Origin of the sequence: Nonomuraea diastatica, assembly GCF_004349015.1 — a bacterium.
GTDB lineage: Bacteria > Actinomycetota > Actinomycetes > Streptosporangiales > Streptosporangiaceae > Nonomuraea > Nonomuraea diastatica.
Map to the genome: position 1 here is coordinate 1 of NZ_SMKP01000090.1, position 16,476 is coordinate 16,476.

Below are 16,476 nucleotides of genomic sequence, written 5' to 3' on the forward strand. Positions count from 1 at the left end.
GTGGTGACGGTGGACAGCCGGTCCAGCGGCCGGCGGCCGGACTCGATCAGGCGCAGCCACTCCTCGCCGTTGCCGCACAGCTCGGCGCAGGCGCGCATGGTGAGCCCGCGGCGCATACGCAAGGTGCGTACGGCGGCGCCGATCTGCCGGTCGACCGGGTCGATCCGTGTGGTGCTCCCGAGTTTCGCAGTCCGTGGGCACATGAGGCTTGATCGTCTGATGTAGGCGCTGGTCAACACGGTTGTGGATAACTTTCGGAGCGCGAAAGTGTGGGCACACGACTGTTCGCGATCCGGCTGCATTGCTGTGCCTTATACGGCATGATGCGGGCATGTATCTGCGCAAGACGCAGCGACGCAATGGCGACGGCAGCGTGGTCCGGTATCTGCAACTGGCCAACAACCGCCGCCTCAACGGCACTACCCAGGCCGAGGTGCTGGTCAACCTGGGCCGCGAGGACAAACTCGACGTCGCGGCGCTGCGCCGGCTGGTCGCCTCGATCAACCGCTACCTCGGCGACGAAGACGACGTCACCCTGCCGCTCGGGACCGAGACCGGGCCGCTGACCGTGGAACAGGCCCGCCCGTTCGGGGCGATCTGGCTGCTGGACCAGCTGTGGCACACGCTGGAGGTGGACAAGGCGCTGGCGAAGGTGCTGGGACCGCGTCGGTTCCGCACCGACATCGAACGGATCATCTTCGCGCTGGTCGCCAACCGCGCTGTGGCGCCCTCCTCCAAGCTCGCCGCGGCCGAGTGGATCACCCACACCGTCGCCATCCCCGGCCTGGACCACGCCGACAAGGACCAGGCGATGCGAGCGATGGACCTGCTGGCCGGCGCCGACGCCCAGAGCGAGGTGCAGCAGGCGGTGTTCTTCGCCGCCGCCAACCTGCTCAACCTCGAGGTGGACCTGATCCTTTTCGACTCCACCTCCACCTACTTCGAGCGCGACGGCGAACCAGAACCCGACACCGATGACGAGCCAGGGCTGCGCCGGTTCGGGCACTCCAAGGACCACCGCCGGGACCTGCCACAGATCGTCATCGGGCTGGCCGTCACCCGCGAGGGCATCCCGGTGCGCTGCTGGGTCTGGCCCGGCAACACCAACGACATGACGGTGCTCGAGCAGGTCAAGGACGACCTGCGAGACTGGCGGCTGGGCCGGGTGGTCACCGTGGTCGACTCCGGCTTCTCCTCCCGCGAGAACATGGCCTACCTGCAACGCGCCGGCGGCCACTACATCTGCGGCGTCAAGATGCGCGACGGCTCGGCCGAGTCCCGCGAGGCAATGTCCCGCCAGGGCCGCTACCTGCAGGTGCGAGACAACCTGCGGGTCAAAGAGGTCAAACTCGCCGCTGACCAGGGCCGGCGATGGATCATCTGCCACAACCCCATCGAGGCCGAACGCGACCAGGCCCGCCGCCAGGTGCAACTACAAGCGATCACCGCGGAACTGGACCGCATCGCCGCCGCCCGCACCGCCCATGCCGCCAAGGCGAAGGCCAAGGCCGCCCAGCAGGGCAAGAAGAAGACTCCCAGGCCATCGGACGCGCCGCACCGCAAGGCCGAGTGCGCCCTGCGCGATCACCCGTCGTTAGGCCGGTGGCTCAAGCAGCACCCGACAACCGGCCGCCTGTCCATCGATGCGGCGAAGGTCAAGGCTGAGGCTAACTACGACGGTAAGTACCTGATCGCCACCTCTGACCCGGACCTGAGCCCCGAGGACATCGCGCTCGGTTACAAGAACCTGCTCCAGGCCGAGGCGGCCTTCCGCACGATGAAGACGACCTTGGATCTGCGGCCCGTCTATCACAGGCTGGACGAACGCATCGTCGCGCACGTGCTGTTGTGCTGGCTGGCGCTGCTGCTCATCCGCGTCGCCGAACGCCGCACCGGGCAGACCTGGCCCTCCATCAACCGCGAGCTGGGGCGCGTGCATCAGGTCACCCTGTCCGGCCCGGCCGGTCGGCTCCAGCAGACCACCAAGCTCACCCCGTCTCAGGCCCAGCTCTACAAGGACTGCGCCGTGGCATTGCCGCCAAAGATGAGCGGTCTGCAACCCGCCGAATAGCCCTCGACCAGGAGAAACACTTCACAGAGGTGTGGACACACGACACGGAGCCCTTTCACGCCCGTTTCCCCAGGCCAAGCACCCAATTCAGAACTCTCGTCTGCCCACCAACTGCGAAACTCGGGGTGCTCTTAGTGCGTGTTTGAGAAGATCATTCGTGTTCGGTGTGGCGGCGTGACGGGCGGTGTGGATGCCGTCAGGGTGGCCGGATGCCCCCGAATCGCTACCCTTCGGACCTAACCGACACGCAGTGGGAGCTGATCGAGCAGCTTCTGCCCGAGCCGAACACCAGCGGCCGTCCGGAGAAGCATCCGCGCCGGGAGATCGTCAACGCGATCCTGTACGTGGTGCGCTCGGGCTGCCCGTGGCGGTACCTGCCCACCGACCTGCCGCCCTGGCAGACCGTGTACTGGTAGTTCCAGCAGTGGGAACAAGCTGGCGCAACCGAAGCGCTGCTGGCCGAGCTGCGCATCAAGGCCCGCCGCCAGGCTGGTCGCGAGGACGAGCCGTCAGCGGCAATCATCGACTCGCGGAGCGTCAAGGGCGCCGACACCGTCGGCCGCGACAGCCGCGGCTACGACGCAGGCAAGAAGGTCAACGGTCGCAAGCGGTTCATCATCACCGACACCACCGGCCTGCTCATCCGTCACAGTGCTGGCGGCCAGTTGGCAGGACCGCGACGGCGCCAAGACCGCCCTGCTGTCGGCGTACCTGACCACCCCGATCCGGTACGTCTTCGCCGACCAGGGCTTCGCCGGACGCCTGGTGGACTGGGCCCGCGACACCCTGCGCACCACCCTGGAAATCGTACGCAAGCCTGCTGACCAGCGCGGCTTCAGCGTCATCTCCCGCCGTTGGGTGGTGGAGCGGACGCTGGCCTGGCTGACCGCCTGCCGCCGATTGGCTCGTGACTACGAACGGGACCCGGCTGTCTCCGAGGCGATCATCCGCTGGGCCGCTATCGCTGGCATGGCTCGCCGCCTCACCCGAGGAAGCCCTGCCCAACGCCAATCGCGCTACATCTGCGACTGAAATCCTGCTGCAAACGATCGCCTCAAACACGCACTTAGTTCGACAGCCAGCTGGATCCGACCCGCTCCATCGTCCCCCGGCAGCAGCCGGGTCAGACCGCCCGGAGGGGAGACGTCGAGCACGGCTGGCTCCCCGGCGGCGCCCGGCTTCTCCCGCCGCGGGCCGGCACCGGGTCACCGAGGGCGACCAGAGGTGGCCGGACGACCGCACCAGTCCTGGAGGACCTGATGGGCGTGCGGGAGTTGGCTGGCGGACAGGGGTTCCTGGGCGGCCCAGGCGACATACCCGTCCGGCCGGATCAGCAGGACGGCTGGCCAGCCGGCTGGCCAGGGATCCGGGACATGGAGGGCATCGAGACGGTCGGTCCATCGGTCCCGTGCGGTGGCGGCCACCTCGCCGGTGCGATCCAGCAGTACGAACCGGCCCGAGCGCAGTGCCGCGAACAGCCGGGACCCGCCCACGGCGAGATCGGGCACGCGTTGCCCCACCCATCGGTGGGCCCGCTGCCGCGCCGCCGGTGCGTAGGCGACGGCGAGGCCGGCGACCTGTCGCTGGAGTGTGGCCCGCGACCGGGAGTGGCCCAGCACCAACGGCCACACCAGGGAGCGGAGGGGCCGCAGCACGGCCGGAGGCGTGACAAGGGTGTGTTGTAGCAGGTCGGTGAGGTGGACCAGTTGCCGGCCGATGGGGAACCGCTCCTGCTGGTAGGAGCCGAGCAGCCAGGGGCTGGCCCAGCCGTTGACCTGGGCGGCGAGCTTCCAGCCGAGGTTCATCGCGTCCTGGATCCCGGTGTTCATGCCCAGCCCGAGGAAGGGTGAGAAGACGTGGGCGGCGTCGCCGGCCAGCATCACCCGCCCGACCTGGTAACGCCGTGCCAGTCGCCGCTCGCTGCGGAACCTGGTGGACCAGCGCATCTGCCCCATGCCGAGGTCGGAGCCGGCGATACGGCGCAGGGCACCGCGCACCTCCTCGGCGCGCACCGGCTGGCCGACCGGGAGGTGGGCCTGCTGCCGGTCCCAGATGACGGCTCGGGTCCAGCCGTCCTGGAAGCTGCCGAACACCGCGAGCCCGTCTCGGTCGACATAGGTCCTGCTGAGAACATCCTGGCTGCCCAACTCCCGCAACTTGAGGTCGGCCAGCAGGATGGAGGTGTCGTAGCTCGCGCCGGCGAAGCCGACGCCCAGCAGTCGCCGCACGGTGCTGTGGGCTCCGTCACAGCCAATCAGGTAGTCGGCCCGTTCGGTACGGGTTCCCGCAGGGCTGGTGACCTCCACCTCGACGCCGGTATCGTTCTGGCGCAGTGCGATGATCTCCGCGCCCCGGACGATCTCCACGCCCAGCTTGGCGGCATGGGCGGCCAGCAGCCGCTCGGTGCGCTGCTGGGCTACGTTGGCCATGACCGGGAAGCGGCTCTCGCGATGGCGGAAGTCGGCCGAGAACGCCGTCGTTCCGAGGCGGAACCGCATCCCGGTGATGGGGAGGGCTTGGGCGAGCAGGTCGTCGGCGAGTCCCCGCAGGTCCAGGAGCTCCATGGTGCGTGCGCTCACCCCGAACGCCCGGGTCAGGTCGGAGGTTTCGGCGCGCTGCTCCAGGACCCGGCAGGATACCCCGGCCAGGGCCAGCTCGGCCGCGACCGTCAGCCCCGTGGGACCGGCTCCGACAACGAGAACGGACGGTTCAGGCATGGTGTGACTCCGTATCGACTCGGGCCGCCTGCCGTGTTGTGGCAGGTCCGGCCACGTTGATGAGAAACAGTGCGACGAGGCCGGCGGCGGCGAGGATGCCCGCGCCCCACCAGGAGGCGACCCCGTAGCCGTGCACGAGGGCGTCGATCCGCCGCGCCGGGCTCGAGACGCGGGTGCTGAGGTAATCGGATGTCGCACTCGCCGCGATCGTGTTGAGCAGCGCGGTCCCCAGGGACCCACCGACCTGGAAGGCGGCGTTCACCGTCGCGCCGGCGACCCCCGCATCGCGCGGGTCGACCCCATGGGTGGCGGTGTCGATGGCCGAGGTCAGCACTCCGCCCATCCCGAACCCGATCGCAATCAGGGCAGCCAGCACGTGGCCGTAGCCGCTGGTGACGTCCAGCCTGCTCAGCAGCACCATGCCAATCGCGGCGATCAGCGCGCTCAGGCTGATCACCACGCGGGGCGGCACCCGTGTCGGCAACCGGCTGCCGGCCAGCAGGGAGGCAATTAGCACGGCCCCGGTCATCGGCAGGAACGCCGCCCCGGTCACCATCGGTGACCAGGCCTTGACGTCCTGCAGGTAGAAGTTGAGGAAGAAGAAGACAGCGAACATGCCGGCGACGGCCAGCAGTACCGACAGGTTCGCGCCCGCCCGAGTCGAGTGCATGATGGTCCGGAGCGGCAGCAGCGGGCTGGGCACGCGCTTTTCGATCAGGACGAAGAGCAGTAGAAGCGCGACGCCGGTCCCGAGCAGCGCGAGTGTGCCCGCGGCGCCCCAACCGTCCCCTTCGGCCCTGGTGAAGCCGTAGACGATCGTGACTAACCCACCTGTGACCAGGATGGCTCCGGGGATGTCGACACGTGGCCTGCCGCCCTTGACGCGGTGCTCCCGCGGTAGCGGGGCGGCGCACAGCAGCGCGAGCGCCGCGACGGGCACGTTGATGAGCATGCACCACCTCCAGGTCAGGTGCTGAGTGAGCACGCCGCCCAGCAGCAGCCCCAGCGCCGAGCCGCCTCCAGCGACCGCGCCGTAGATGCCGAACGCGCGGCGGCGATCGCCGGGGTCGGGGAAGGCCGTGGACAGCAGTGACAGCGCGGTCGGCGCGAGAAGCGCGCCAAAGGCTCCCTGGCCGGCTCGCGCGGCCAGGAGCGCTTCCAGGCTGTCGGCCGCACCACCGAGCGCGGACGCGAAGGCGAACCCGGTAAGGCCGACCATGAGCATCCGTTTACGGCCGAACCGATCGGCGAAGCGGCCGCCGAGCAGCAGCAGGCCGCCGAATGCCAGCATGTAGGCGGTCACGACCCACTGTCGGTCGGCGGTGGAGATCATGAGATCCGCCGTCAGGCTGGGGAGTGCGACGTTCACGATGGTGCCGTCGACCACCACCATCAGCTGAGCGAGACAGATCGTGACCAGCGCCAGTCGGCGCCGACCGCCGCGCCGCGGCGTTCGGCATGGAAGAGGCGTGACCTGGGGACAGGGTGTGGTGTCCGATGGCAATGGCATGGCTCCTTAGGGCATGGGTCCAGATGGCGGCGCGCGTTGGCAGCGGCGGCAAGAGATGGTGGACAGTCGCTCCGGGCGCCGTTCAGCGGGGCCTGTGTCCCAGCGCCGTGGCGAGCGCGGTGGTGGCACGGCGGAGTCCGGCGCGCAGCAGGCTCGCCGGACCGAGCTGCCGCAGGATCGCCAGCCGGTCCACGGCGTTCCAGTGCTCCACGATCTGCCCGTCGCGCACCCGGACGACGTCGATGACCTCGATCGCCAGCCGCCGCCCTGACGGCGGGACGCCCATCAGCTCACCCCGGTGGGTGCCGTGGAAGGTCTTGCGGGTGGCGACCCGATCGCCGTCGGCCACCATGTCATGGAGCTCCACCCGCAGATCCGGCACGCCGGCGTGCAACATCGCGAACCAGGCCAGCACCCCGTCCCGGTCGCCGGGCGAACCGGGGTCCGGCGTGTGGTTGCGGAAGCCGGTGGCGAGTAGCTCCTCGCCCACCTCGACCTGGCCGCCCGCCTGGAACGCTTCGACGAACCGGCGCACGACCGCGCTGGGATCTGTGTTCCTGGGCTCCTCGCTCACCGCCGACCCCCGGCGTCGGCCGCGGAAGCCGCAGGGTGAAGGTAGGGGGCCATGATGCGCTCCACCCCGGTGCGCACCAGCCCATCCAGGTCGTCGTACGCATCGGGCCTGGTGGTCAGCACGGTGAACACGATGCCGTGGCACAGCGTCACCAGCAGCAGGGCGTCACGACTGGACAGGGTGATGCCCGCGGCGTGGCAGACCTCGATGAGGAGTTCCTCCAGCGCGGTGACCGTCTCGGTCAGCAGGCGGCCGAGACACGGCTGTCGCGTGCTCTCGATGAACAGCTCGTGCAAGACCAGCTGCTGGGACCGGTCAACGGTCAGGACCTCGCCGGCCAGCCGTGTGACGGCCTCGGGAAGGCGGGTGCGGTCCGGCAGGTGGAGCTGAAGATCGCGCAGCTTGGCGAACTGCACCTGCCTGACCCGCTCGACCACGCCGCGTACCAGCGCTTCGCGGGTGCGGAAGTAGCGTGAGGCGGTGCCGGGTGGGACGCCGGCTTCGGCGTCCACGGCCCGGTGGGTCAGCCCGCGTAGCCCTGCCCTGGCCACGATCTCGATCGCGGCGTCGCACAGCCGCGCCCGGCGCTCGATGTTGAGAGATGTCATGACGATCCGCCCTCCGGCCGCGCGCCCTGGTACCGGCACAGCGACAGGGCACGTCGCATTCAACGAAGAACCAACTACAAAAGTAGCGGCTACTTCTGTAGCGTAGCAAGCGTCACCGGCACCATCAACCGCTGTCCCCCTGAAGGACTATTGCCGGTTACCTCGATTCAGGCGGACAGGGCTGGTTCGAGTTGGGCCAGGTGGCTGGTGTGTTTCTGGTCCAGGAGCACCTGGCCGCCCTGCGCCAGGCCCTGGCCCACGGCGAGCGGCCGCCGGCCGGAGCCCTGCTGGGCCTACACCGGCTCCGGCTGGCCCCGCGAGTACTACGGCCCACCCGACCGCGTCTGGGAAGACGGCAAGACCTGCAAGCAGAAGGCCCAGGAAGAGCGCCGGGCCGCGCACGCCGCCGGCGTCGACGGCGCGCTGGACCTGTTCGACGCGGCCGCCGCCGCGGTGCTTGCCGTGACCACCGCCCTCAGCTTGACTCTGTCGGGAATCGCCGTGGCCGTCAGCCCGGTAGTGGTCGTAGAAGTTGCGGTGGAAGTAATCGACCATGGAGTCGGAGCCGTCGTAGTTGTACGCCCACGTGATGTCCTTGAGCGCGTCCCCGCAACGCGGCGAGTTGCAGCCCCGGTGCCCGCCAGGTGTAGTCCCGGTGGTAGGGGTCTTTCTTGTCGATCCACCAGTCGGCGGGCACGCCCGTGATGGTGATGTGGATCGCCCGGCCTCCGGCGTAGTACTCCTTGCGGACGGAGAACTCGATGCTGGCCGGGGCGTCGCCGATCGGGTCCAGTATCTTCATCTCGCCCGGCCGGCCCGGCTGGCGGCCAAGCTTTCGGGCGAGGGCGATGTCCGCGCGGATCAGCTTGGCTAGTTCGGCGGACGGCCGCCACTTCTCGTACTTCGCGCCGTACTGGACGGTCGGGAGCCGGTAGTAGCCGCTCCACTCCTCCGACGTGCTGCTAGCGTCTCGGCCATCCTGCTGGGCGCGGCGCTTGAGCCGCTCCAGCAGGCGGCGGGCTGCTTCCCGCTCCGGCTCGGGGGTGTTCGGGTGTTCGATGAGCGCCACGCAGGCGTCGATCTTCGAGGTGAGGTTCACCTACTGCTCCCGTTCGGGTCAGGCTGAGTAGGTGTGATGCTGGAGCGGCGGACGCGCAGCAGCGCCCGGCACGAGCGGTGCGAGCCGGGTCACCGGCTGTCCGACTCGTCATCGGCGAGGATGCGCGTCAGGTCCTCGTGGGCGTGCCGCAGTGCGAATGCCTCGTCAGCGGCCGGGTCCTCGATCACGGACCCGAGGTAGGCGGCCAGGTTCACGAGCTGGTCGCGGATCCAGTCAGGCATTCAAGGGCTTCCCTTCGTCACAGGCCGGGGTCAGCGTCGGAGATCCCGTTGTCGAACCAGTCGGCCGGGTCCTGCATGAGCACGCAGGCGTCGGCACACTGCTGGCCCGCAGCGGCGCCGCACTTGGGACAGGGCGCGTCGAGGTCGAAGAGAGCGGTCACAGCGCGTCCTGGGCGGCATACCACTCGGCGTCGGGGTCAGCGACGAACGTGCAGCCGCCGGTGCCCTCGGTGCAGCGGGACTGGCCCGGCTTCAGGCCGACCTGCGCCTGGTAGACGGGCGGATCGCGGTACATCACGCCCGAGCTGCGCGTGCACACGCCCTTGGCGCGGAGGGCGGCGAGGTAGTTGCCGCGCCGCTCCATCTCGTACTGCTAAAGATCGGCGTCGCGCCATTGAGTCTCGATGGCTTCCTGGTCGGTGCCGTAGTCGTCGAACACGTGCGTCTCCCGTTGTGATCGGTCGCTGGGGTTGCGGTGTGGCCCGCGCGGTGAGCTATCTTGGGAGAACTGGTCACGTTCTCCCTCTTGGTGGTGGGGGTTCTTAGCTGGTAGGTGAGCCGGACCCATGTGGCGATGGGTTCGGCTCAAAACGTTTCCGGCCGGTCTCCAGGTCTCGTTGGCGGTTCCGCCAACAATTCGGTCCGCGTACCAGCCGTAGACGCGGGCGAACTTCGCGACGTGGTCGAGCATCCCGGCCACCTGCTCGTCGGAGAGGGCGGCGTAGTCGATCGGCTGGACATACGGATCGATGTCGTGGTGCAGGCGGAGCCAGCCGTGCGCCTCGGTCTGCACGTCGTTGGCGATGCCGGGCAGCAGGTAGTAGAAGTCGTGGCCCGTGACCGGCTGCATGACGGCGGCGACGGCGACCGCGACGGCATCAAGCGCGTGTTCCGGGCGGGCGCCGGCGGCCCGCAACAAGGAGACGCCATGCATCTGCCCACCCGCATCCCCGCCGACCAGATCGGCGCCCTCAGCCCTTCCCAGATCCTCGCCGACGCGGGGTGTTTTGCCTGTTGGCCGCCCACCGGCGCGCGCCTATCACGCCGACCTCCGCGCCTGCCAAGCGGCGAGCATCGCCATCTCAACCACCTCCTTCTCCCGACGCCGACGCTCCATCTCCGCCCGAACCGCCCGGTACTCGTCGGACGGCTCCGCTGGAGCAGCAGGCGGCGACACCACGGTCTCGAGACCCGCCCCTGCGGCGGTGTCCTCCATAGCAGGACGCGGCGACGACACCCGGCCGGCGGCTCGCGCCATCGCTTCCCACTCCCGCCGCCGGGCCTCTTGCTCAGCGCGCCGCCGAGCGTCGGCCTCAGCCCGGCAGCGCGACGGCAACGGCAGCACCCGGCCGTCCGGCCCGATCCGCGCCGACAGCCGGTGACGCACCCAGCCCGCCGGATGCCGGATCTCGGTCACGCTCGACCATGTGTACGTCCATGGGGTGCCATCGCCGCGCACGTCCAGGGCGTGCAGCACGTCGGCCGTCGTCCCCCGGCGTCGATGATGGGTTTGAGCAGCCAGCGCAGGTACCAGGCCGTCATCAGCCGCAGCACGGGCCGCTCCTGCCGGAGTCTTTCGCACATGGCGAGTCGATCTCGTTTCGTCCGTGGCGTGGCGTGCAGGCTCCATGTCGGCGAAATCCGGGAGTGATCACGTGAGCGGCAGAGGTCCTCGCGCGTGCGCGTGGGATCGACTCTGTGTCTCTCAGGGAGAGACACAGAGGGGGGTTCACTTATCTGGTCCGCAGGTCAGCACGCCGACGGTCTTGATCATTGCGGTCGCGGAGGCGTTCGGCGCGCGAGCGGCGCGGCACGGCCAACACCCACACGGCGGCGCGGTTGCCAAGCCCGTCATCGACCAGACCAGCCATGGTGCCCTTGCGGAACCGGCAGGTGCTGCCCTGCTCGACGACGCCAAGCCAGCCGTGCTGCCTGAGCCATCGCACCCACCGCTTCACAGTCGCTGTTGCCAGGCCAGTCACCTCGATCAGTCGCGCGAGCGTCGGCCGGGAACACATCGTGGCCCAGTCGGCGGCCCACGCGATCAGGTTCGCGATCCGCAGCAGGTTGGCGTAGCCGTCGCAGCGGAGATCCAGGACCTCCGCGTCCTCCTTGAGGGTTCGCAGCCACTCCCGCTGCGAGCCGGCCCGGCGCATGCCCCGCGGTACGGACGCGGCAATGAGCGCCCGCGACGGCCCGGCCAGCAGGTCGGGCCCATCCGAGACGGTGGTGACGCGCTGCCAGGCGATGCGCGACGTGCGCGGGTGGGTAGGTGCCGGGCATGCAGTGTGCGGGTGTCTTTCTGGGCGCGCTCCGACATGCGCGGCGCGCTGCGAGATGCCGCGCTGGGTCTGTCGTGGGCGGCCCGCGCTGGCCGCTGTCACCACTGCGCCGCGCTTGTGGAGAGGCGGATGCGACGGCAAGATCATTCCGCGTATGTTCCGCACCCGGCGGCATCCAGGGGCCGGAGCTGGCACACGGTGGCATATGCGGACGTGTACGGGCAAGCTGTTACCGCAGGTCGGGCGGACGCTTCTCGCTGGTGAATAGTGGCCCCAGCAGGATTCGAACCTGCAACGGACCCGGCTTCGTAGGCCGGCGCTCTCTCCATTGAGCTATAGGGCCGGGAAAAAATACTGGTAGCACCCCGTACCGGATTTGAACCGGTGTTCTCCCGGGTGAAAGCCGGGCGTCCTGACCGCTAGACCAACGGGGCCTGCCTCGAAACACATCGAGGTTCGTACGTCCGGCGGGATTCGAACCCGCAACACCCGGCTCCTGAGGCCGGCGCCTCTCCCGTTGGGCTACGGACGCGTGGAGCCGCAGCGGGGGCTCGAACCCCGTCCTGCTGGGTGGAAGCCAGCTGCCTTACCCGTTCGGCCTCTGCGGCGTGATGCGCTCATGGAATTGTCAAAGGGCGTCGGCCCGCAGGCGGGCATGGGCAAGAGAAAAGGCCGCCCGATGGGATCCGGCGGCCTCTGGATGCGCGTGGCGATAATTTATCCAGAAGCTTGCCCGGCCAGTCCGCAGCCGAGCACCGCAAGTCGGCGGCAGCTGCGCCGTTCCTGCTCCAGGGTGGTGACCGCGTATCGCATGACTGGCCTTTCCTGACGTTTCCGATCTCGACGGAGTAAACATTAACCGGCGATCGCCGGCGGGTGCCACTCATTTATTCAGACGTACCGGCCGCCGATATGGTTTCCGCCGTGGCCGGTGGGCGCGGCCCGGCGTCAGCGGCTTTACTAGGGGTATGCGGATCGGAGAGCTGGCCGCGCTGCTCGGGGTGTCGACCCGGACGGTGCGCCACTACCACCAACAGGGCGTCCTGCCGGAGCCGCCGCGCCGAGCCAACGGCTACCGCCACTACGGCATGCGCGACGCCGTCGCCCTCGCCCGCGTACGCCGCCTCGTCCAGCTCGGGCTGAGCCTGGACGAGGCACGAGACGTGGTCGCCGACGACCGGTCGAGGGAGCTGACCGAGGTCCTGGCCGAGATCGACGCGGATCTGGCCAGGCAGGAAAGGGAGATCCGGGAGCGGCGAGCGAAGCTGGCGGAGGTGCTCAGACGGGCCGAGGCGGGGTCGCTGGGCCCCGACGACACCGCCTCGCCCGACCTGCTGGCGTTCCTGCGCGTGGTAAGCCTGCCCGAGTCGAAGGCGGCGGCGTGGGACCGCGAGCTGCTGGTGCTGATGGACAGCGTGGCCGCCGAGCCCGGCAGGAGGCGCGCCTTCGTGCAGCTGGAGTCGCTGGCCGCCGATCCGGAGGTGACGGCCATCGGGCACGAGTTCTACCGCAGGCTGGACGAACTGGCCGACGCCGAGCCCGGCGACCCCAGGGTCGCGCCGCTGGCCCGGTCGCTCGCCGACTACAGCATGGAGCACCTGCTGGCCGATTCCGGGCTGGGTGCGCACGGGTGGGATCCGGCGCTGCTCGACCCGTTCCTCGACGGGCTGGCTCCGGCGCAGGCCGAGGCCGTGCGCCAGGCGATCGGGATCATCGCGACCGGGGTCGCGAAGGACGCCGGCACGTCCGCGACGGCCGGGTAGCGCGCGGGAGCTCAGCGCGCCGGTACGAAGCCGTCGGCGACGAGGCCGTCGAGGACCGCCTCGCCCAGCGCCTCGACCGCGGACTGCGGGCGCACCATCACCGTGAACTCCTTGATCAGCCCGGCCTCGTCCAGGTGGATGAGGTCGATGCCGTGGATCTGCCTGCCGCGCACGGTGGCCTGGAAGACCAGGACGATCGACGGGGTCTCGGCGCCGTCGGCGGCGGGCTGGGCGGCGCCGTCGAGCCGGCCGACGTACCGGAAGTCCTCGAAGACGCGCAGCAGCACGCCGAACAGCCCCAGCACCACCGGTTTGCCCTCGAAGGGGGTGAACTTCACCGGGCTGTAGAGGCGGACGCCGTCGGTGAACAGCTCGTCCAGCGCGGCGAGGTCGCGCCGCTCGACGGCGGCCCTGAAACGGTCGGCGGCAGTCATAGCCGTCCTTCCTAGTAACAATGTGAATAGTCAGTTTCTTGAGTATCATGGCGGCGTTCGTAGCTCACCCGGCTGGAGCGGGACGGGCTGGTCAGCGGCCGGGAGGTGGTGCAGGACACCCGGCCCAACAAGCGCCTGTTCACCGTGACCGACGCCGGGCCGGCCGAGCTGGAGCGGTTCGCGGCGAGCGCCGGCAAACCCTCGTTCATCCCCGACGACCTGCTCGTGAAGGTCCAGGCCGCTGACCGCGTCGCCGCCGGCACGCTCATCGAGCAGCTCACGGAGCGGGCCGCGTTCGCCGACGCCAAGATCGAGCTGCTCGGCGGCCTGCTGCGGGAGATGCGCGGCGGCATGAGCGAGAAGGAGTTCCTGCGCCACGGCGAACGCATCGGCCCCTACCTGACGTGCCTGCGCGGCATCGCGTTCGAGCAGGGCAATCGTGACTGGTGCCGCCGGAGCGCGGCGATCCTGGAAGAGAGGCGGACCGCGCATGCGCGACGGTGACCACCTGCGTTACGTCGCCCTGGGCGACAGCCAGACCGAAGGGCTCGGCGACGGCGACGACGTCAACGGCCTGCGGGGATGGGCCGACCGGCTGGCCGAGCAGCTCGCGGCCGCCTGCCCCGGTCTCCAGTACGCCAACCTGGCCGTGCGCGGACGCGTGGCCGCCCAGGTCCACGCCGAACAACTCGGACCGGCCCTCGCCCTCCGCCCCGACCTGGCCACCGTCGTCGCCGGGGTCAACGACCTGCTCCGGCCCCGGTTCGACGCCGACGAGGTGGGCGGCCACCTGGAGGCGATGTTCGCCGCGCTCACCGCCCAGGGCGCCCGCGTGGCCACCCTCACCTTCCCCGACCTGGCGCGGATCACCCCGCTCGCCCGGCCGTTCGGCCCGCGGGCCGCCGCGCTCAACCAGCGCATCCGCGCCGCCGCCGGCCGCCACGGGGTCGTCGTCGCCGAGACCGCCCACCACCCGGTCGTCACGGACGCCCGGTTGTGGAGCCCCGACCGGCTGCACGCCGGCCCGCTCGGGCACGAACGCATCGCCGCGGCCGTCGCCCACGCGCTGGAGTTGCCCGGCAGCAGCGATGCATGGACACATTCCCTGCCGCCCGAGCCCGCCGTGTCCAGGTGGCGCGCCGTGGGCGCCGAGCTGCGCTGGGTCGCCGGCTTCCTCGGCCCCTGGGCCGGCAGGCGCCTGCGCGGCCGCTCCTCCGGTGACCACCGCACCGCCAAACGCCCGGAGCTGCTGCCCGTCGGTACGCAGGTTTCCTTACCTGAAGAGAGAACAAAGTAGTCAGTCGATGAGCACTTTGGGCGAGAGGATGGTCACAACACCGCGAGAGAGGAACCGGCGATGCTGCGAGGTCTTACCACCCTCACGTTCTATTCTCCCGACTTCGGGGCGACCAAGCACTGGTACACCGAGCTGTTCGGGATCCCGCCCTACCTGGAGACCCCTGCCTACATGGAGTGGCGCGTCGGCGATTACGGGCACGAGTTCGGCTTCGTCAACAGCTCCTACGCCGGAACCGAGCTGGCCATGACCCCCGACCCCGGCACGATCGGCGGCCCGGCGGGAGCCGTGGCGTTCTGGCACGTGGACGACGTGCCCGCGGCCCTCGAAAGGCTCGTGGCCATGGGGGCGAAAGAGCACGACGCCCCCCATGACCGTGGCGAAGGCTTCATCACCGCCTCCGTGATCGACCCGTGGGGCAACCTTCTCGGCCTGATGTACAACCCGCACTACCTTGAGGTCCTGGCCTCCTTGAAGGAGAAACCGTGAGCGCCCGCGCGTGGCGGCGGCCGGCCGGGCGAGCGCGCTGACCTTCCCCAAGGCATGTGCCGGCTTTCGCCGCACCGCACTACGGTGGCGCCATGGATCTCTTCTCACGCTCCTGGACGGCGTTGCGCACGGCGGTCGCCGACCTGCCCGACGGGGACTTCGCCCGGCCGTCCGGCTGTGCCGGCTGGCTGGTGCGAGACCTCGCGTGTCACCTGATCATCGATGCCCAGGACGTTCTGATCACGCTCGTGACCCCCGCGGAGAAGGATCCGACCAGCGACGCGGTGACCTACTGGAAGGTCAGCGCGACGCCGCCGACCGGCGACGACCCGCTCGACGCGCTGATCGTCCGGCTGGCCGCCGCGTACGAAGAGCCGCGGCTGCTCAAGTTCCACCTCGACGACGTCGGCTCCGCCGCCGGCCGCGCAGCCGAACTCGCCGACCCGCGCCGGCGGGTCGCCACCCAGGACATGGTCCTCACCGCGGGCGACTACCTCTCCGCGTACGTCCTGGAGTGGACGCTGCACCACCTCGACCTGATCGCGCACCTGCCGAACGCGGAGGAACCTCCCGCGGAAGGGCTCGCCAGGGCCCGCGAGATGCTGGAGAAGATCGCCGGGACCACGTTCCCCGCGTCGTTCTCCGACAAGAACGCGCTGCTGGTCGGCACGGGACGGCGTGCCCCGGCCGACGCGGAGAAGGCCGAACTGGGCGACCTTGCCGCGAGGCTCCCGTTCGTCCTCGGATGATCGTCCGGTGGCGGCCGGTTCAACGACCGCCGCTCACGGGGCCGTGCGGCGGATCGCCCGCCTCGAGGCGCTGGACGTAGCCGGCGATCCTGCGGGTCCGGGTCTCGGCCTTCTTCGCCTTCTGGAGGGTGAGCAGGATCTGGTAGCGGCTGCTCCTGCTGAGCGCGGCGAAGGCGGCCGCCGCGCCCGGCGAGGCGTCGAGCGCGGCCTGCAGTTCGGGCGGCACCTCGGCCGTGCTCTGCGGCGCGTACGCCGCGGCCCAGCGGCCGTCGGCCCGGGCCCGCTCGACCTGGTGAAGCCCGGCCGGGCGCATCCGGCCCGCAGCGATCAGCTCCTCGACCCTGGCGCAGTTGACCTTCGACCACGGGCTGCGGGGCCGCCGCGGCGAGAAGCGCTGGGCCCACCAGCCGTCCGGCATGCGGGCGGAAGCGGCCTTCCCGTCGATCCATCCGTAGCACAGGGCCACGTCGAGGGCCTCGGACCTGGTGACCGAGGCCACGTCCGTGCCCTTCTTCGGCAGGGCGAGCCAGATCTCGGCCGCCGTCTGGTGATGCTCCTCCAGCCAGGCGGCGAAGTCGTCGGCCGTGGCACAGTGCAGGGCGCCGTCCGTCATCGGTTCACCGTACTTTCCCCCGGCCTGA

At 70.0% G+C, this 16,476-nt stretch carries 20 protein-coding genes, 4 tRNA genes and 1 pseudogene; 7 read left to right on the forward strand and 18 right to left on the reverse strand.

Features of this window, described 5'->3' with window-relative positions; translation table 11 throughout:
- A partial coding sequence (locus tag E1294_RS28325) for a helix-turn-helix domain-containing protein (RefSeq protein ID WP_165977514.1) occupies positions 1–203 on the reverse strand: 203 nt, incomplete at its 3' end.
- Positions 204–331: 128 nt separating this feature from the next.
- Here E1294_RS28325 and E1294_RS28330 point away from each other — a divergent pair.
- Together E1294_RS28330 and E1294_RS28335 are read left to right on the forward strand one after the other, a co-directional pair.
- Complete coding sequence (locus E1294_RS28330) at positions 332–2,071, forward strand: IS1634 family transposase (protein ID WP_132513321.1); 1,740 nt, start codon at positions 332–334, stop codon at positions 2,069–2,071.
- Positions 2,072–2,280: 209 nt separating this feature from the next.
- Positions 2,281–3,103, forward strand: a pseudogene (locus E1294_RS28335) (IS5 family transposase).
- A 173-nt stretch (positions 3,104–3,276) separates the two neighbouring features.
- Here the strand turns inward: E1294_RS28335 and E1294_RS28340 are convergent.
- From E1294_RS28340 to E1294_RS28400, 15 genes are all read right to left on the reverse strand, one after another.
- Positions 3,277–4,788 (reverse strand): FAD-dependent monooxygenase, encoded by a 1,512-nt coding sequence (locus E1294_RS28340; protein ID WP_132513323.1) that lies wholly within the window; start codon positions 4,786–4,788, stop codon positions 3,277–3,279.
- Positions 4,781–6,298: an MFS transporter gene (locus tag E1294_RS28345; protein WP_132513325.1), complete on the reverse strand. Its 1,518-nt coding sequence runs from the start codon at positions 6,296–6,298 to the stop codon at positions 4,781–4,783. Before E1294_RS28345 ends, E1294_RS28340 begins: the two co-directional genes overlap by 8 nt.
- Positions 6,299–6,380: 82 nt before the next feature.
- Positions 6,381–6,872 carry an ester cyclase gene (locus E1294_RS28350; RefSeq protein ID WP_165977515.1) on the reverse strand — a complete coding sequence of 164 codons (492 nt, stop codon included), beginning with the start codon at positions 6,870–6,872 and terminating at the stop codon, positions 6,381–6,383.
- Positions 6,869–7,480 carry a TetR/AcrR family transcriptional regulator gene (locus E1294_RS28355; RefSeq protein WP_165977516.1) on the reverse strand — a complete coding sequence of 204 codons (612 nt, stop codon included), beginning with the start codon at positions 7,478–7,480 and terminating at the stop codon, positions 6,869–6,871. The genes E1294_RS28350 and E1294_RS28355 overlap by 4 nt, the downstream gene beginning before the upstream one ends.
- 508 nt (positions 7,481–7,988) lie before the next feature.
- The gene (locus E1294_RS28360; RefSeq protein ID WP_132513331.1) at positions 7,989–8,579 is read right to left on the reverse strand and encodes a hypothetical protein; all 591 of its coding nucleotides are present in this window, start codon (positions 8,577–8,579) and stop codon (positions 7,989–7,991) included.
- An 89-nt stretch (positions 8,580–8,668) separates the two neighbouring features.
- Entirely contained in the window at positions 8,669–8,821 is a 153-nt protein-coding gene (locus tag E1294_RS53005) for a hypothetical protein (RefSeq protein ID WP_165977517.1), read from the reverse strand.
- A gap of 17 nt (positions 8,822–8,838) precedes the next feature.
- Positions 8,839–8,982 (reverse strand): hypothetical protein, encoded by a 144-nt coding sequence (locus E1294_RS53010; protein WP_165977518.1) that lies wholly within the window; start codon positions 8,980–8,982, stop codon positions 8,839–8,841.
- On the reverse strand, positions 8,979–9,185 hold the full coding sequence (locus E1294_RS28365) for a hypothetical protein (RefSeq protein WP_132513333.1): 207 nt from the start codon (positions 9,183–9,185) through the stop codon (positions 8,979–8,981). Before E1294_RS28365 ends, E1294_RS53010 begins: the two co-directional genes overlap by 4 nt.
- A 9-nt stretch (positions 9,186–9,194) precedes the next feature.
- A complete protein-coding gene (locus E1294_RS28370) occupies positions 9,195–9,755 on the reverse strand; it encodes a hypothetical protein (protein ID WP_132513335.1) in 561 nt (186 codons plus the stop codon).
- A 105-nt stretch (positions 9,756–9,860) separates the two neighbouring features.
- Positions 9,861–10,298 carry a hypothetical protein gene (locus tag E1294_RS28375; protein ID WP_132513337.1) on the reverse strand — a complete coding sequence of 146 codons (438 nt, stop codon included), beginning with the start codon at positions 10,296–10,298 and terminating at the stop codon, positions 9,861–9,863.
- Positions 10,299–10,554: 256 nt separating this feature from the next.
- Positions 10,555–11,250 (reverse strand): hypothetical protein, encoded by a 696-nt coding sequence (locus E1294_RS54780; protein WP_132513339.1) that lies wholly within the window; start codon positions 11,248–11,250, stop codon positions 10,555–10,557.
- Between the two features lie 121 nt (positions 11,251–11,371).
- Positions 11,372–11,446 (reverse strand) — tRNA-Arg (locus E1294_RS28385).
- 18 nt (positions 11,447–11,464) lie between these two features.
- Positions 11,465–11,537, reverse strand: a tRNA-Glu gene (locus E1294_RS28390).
- A gap of 25 nt (positions 11,538–11,562) precedes the next feature.
- A tRNA-Leu gene (locus E1294_RS28395) sits at positions 11,563–11,635 on the reverse strand.
- A gap of 1 nt (position 11,636) precedes the next feature.
- Positions 11,637–11,711 (reverse strand) — tRNA-Gly (locus tag E1294_RS28400).
- 360 nt (positions 11,712–12,071) lie between these two features.
- Between E1294_RS28400 and E1294_RS28405 the strand changes: the two genes are divergently transcribed.
- The gene (locus tag E1294_RS28405; protein ID WP_132513341.1) at positions 12,072–12,866 is read left to right on the forward strand and encodes a MerR family transcriptional regulator; all 795 of its coding nucleotides are present in this window, start codon (positions 12,072–12,074) and stop codon (positions 12,864–12,866) included.
- 11 nt (positions 12,867–12,877) lie between these two features.
- Here the strand turns inward: E1294_RS28405 and E1294_RS28410 are convergent, their stop codons facing one another.
- Positions 12,878–13,300, reverse strand: coding sequence for a nuclear transport factor 2 family protein (locus tag E1294_RS28410; RefSeq protein ID WP_132513343.1), 423 nt, complete (start codon positions 13,298–13,300; stop codon positions 12,878–12,880).
- Positions 13,301–13,372: 72 nt separating this feature from the next.
- Here E1294_RS28410 and E1294_RS28415 point away from each other — a divergent pair, with 72 nt between their 5' ends.
- The 4 genes from E1294_RS28415 to E1294_RS28430 all read left to right on the forward strand — a co-directional run bounded on the left by E1294_RS28415 (position 13,373) and on the right by E1294_RS28430 (position 15,835).
- Positions 13,373–13,804: a PadR family transcriptional regulator gene (locus E1294_RS28415; RefSeq protein ID WP_132513345.1), complete on the forward strand. Its 432-nt coding sequence runs from the start codon at positions 13,373–13,375 to the stop codon at positions 13,802–13,804.
- Positions 13,791–14,597, forward strand: coding sequence for an SGNH/GDSL hydrolase family protein (locus E1294_RS28420; RefSeq protein ID WP_132513347.1), 807 nt, complete (start codon positions 13,791–13,793; stop codon positions 14,595–14,597). Before E1294_RS28415 ends, E1294_RS28420 begins: the two co-directional genes overlap by 14 nt.
- A gap of 60 nt (positions 14,598–14,657) precedes the next feature.
- Complete coding sequence (locus tag E1294_RS28425) at positions 14,658–15,086, forward strand: VOC family protein (RefSeq protein WP_132513349.1); 429 nt, start codon at positions 14,658–14,660, stop codon at positions 15,084–15,086.
- A 92-nt stretch (positions 15,087–15,178) separates the two neighbouring features.
- Positions 15,179–15,835, forward strand: a complete 657-nt coding sequence (locus E1294_RS28430) for a maleylpyruvate isomerase N-terminal domain-containing protein (RefSeq protein WP_132513351.1) — start codon at positions 15,179–15,181, stop codon at positions 15,833–15,835.
- A gap of 19 nt (positions 15,836–15,854) precedes the next feature.
- On the opposite strand, the gene E1294_RS28435 is transcribed toward E1294_RS28430, so the two are convergent.
- Complete coding sequence (locus tag E1294_RS28435; protein WP_132513353.1) at positions 15,855–16,448, reverse strand: YdeI/OmpD-associated family protein; 594 nt, start codon at positions 16,446–16,448, stop codon at positions 15,855–15,857.
- Positions 16,449–16,476 lie beyond the last annotated feature (28 nt).

Coding starts and splice junctions, on each gene's coding strand:
- E1294_RS28340 (WP_132513323.1), bottom strand. CDS start 4,788: ATGCCTGAACCGTCCGTTCTCGTTGTCGGAGCCGGTCCCACGGGGCTG.
- E1294_RS28430 (WP_132513351.1), top strand. CDS start 15,179: ATGGATCTCTTCTCACGCTCCTGGACGGCGTTGCGCACGGCGGTCGCC.
- E1294_RS28435 (WP_132513353.1), bottom strand. CDS start 16,448: ATGACGGACGGCGCCCTGCACTGTGCCACGGCCGACGACTTCGCCGCC.
- E1294_RS28420 (WP_132513347.1), top strand. CDS start 13,791: ATGCGCGACGGTGACCACCTGCGTTACGTCGCCCTGGGCGACAGCCAG.
- E1294_RS28365 (WP_132513333.1), bottom strand. CDS start 9,185: ATGGAGCGGCGCGGCAACTACCTCGCCGCCCTCCGCGCCAAGGGCGTG.
- E1294_RS28355 (WP_165977516.1), bottom strand. CDS start 7,480: ATGACATCTCTCAACATCGAGCGCCGGGCGCGGCTGTGCGACGCCGCG.
- E1294_RS28410 (WP_132513343.1), bottom strand. CDS start 13,300: ATGACTGCCGCCGACCGTTTCAGGGCCGCCGTCGAGCGGCGCGACCTC.
- E1294_RS54780 (WP_132513339.1), bottom strand. CDS start 11,250: ATGATCTTGCCGTCGCATCCGCCTCTCCACAAGCGCGGCGCAGTGGTG.
- E1294_RS28345 (WP_132513325.1), bottom strand. CDS start 6,298: ATGCCATTGCCATCGGACACCACACCCTGTCCCCAGGTCACGCCTCTT.
- E1294_RS28405 (WP_132513341.1), top strand. CDS start 12,072: ATGCGGATCGGAGAGCTGGCCGCGCTGCTCGGGGTGTCGACCCGGACG.
- E1294_RS28370 (WP_132513335.1), bottom strand. CDS start 9,755: ATGCATGGCGTCTCCTTGTTGCGGGCCGCCGGCGCCCGCCCGGAACAC.
- E1294_RS28330 (WP_132513321.1), top strand. CDS start 332: ATGTATCTGCGCAAGACGCAGCGACGCAATGGCGACGGCAGCGTGGTC.
- E1294_RS28425 (WP_132513349.1), top strand. CDS start 14,658: ATGCTGCGAGGTCTTACCACCCTCACGTTCTATTCTCCCGACTTCGGG.
- E1294_RS53005 (WP_165977517.1), bottom strand. CDS start 8,821: ATGCCTGACTGGATCCGCGACCAGCTCGTGAACCTGGCCGCCTACCTC.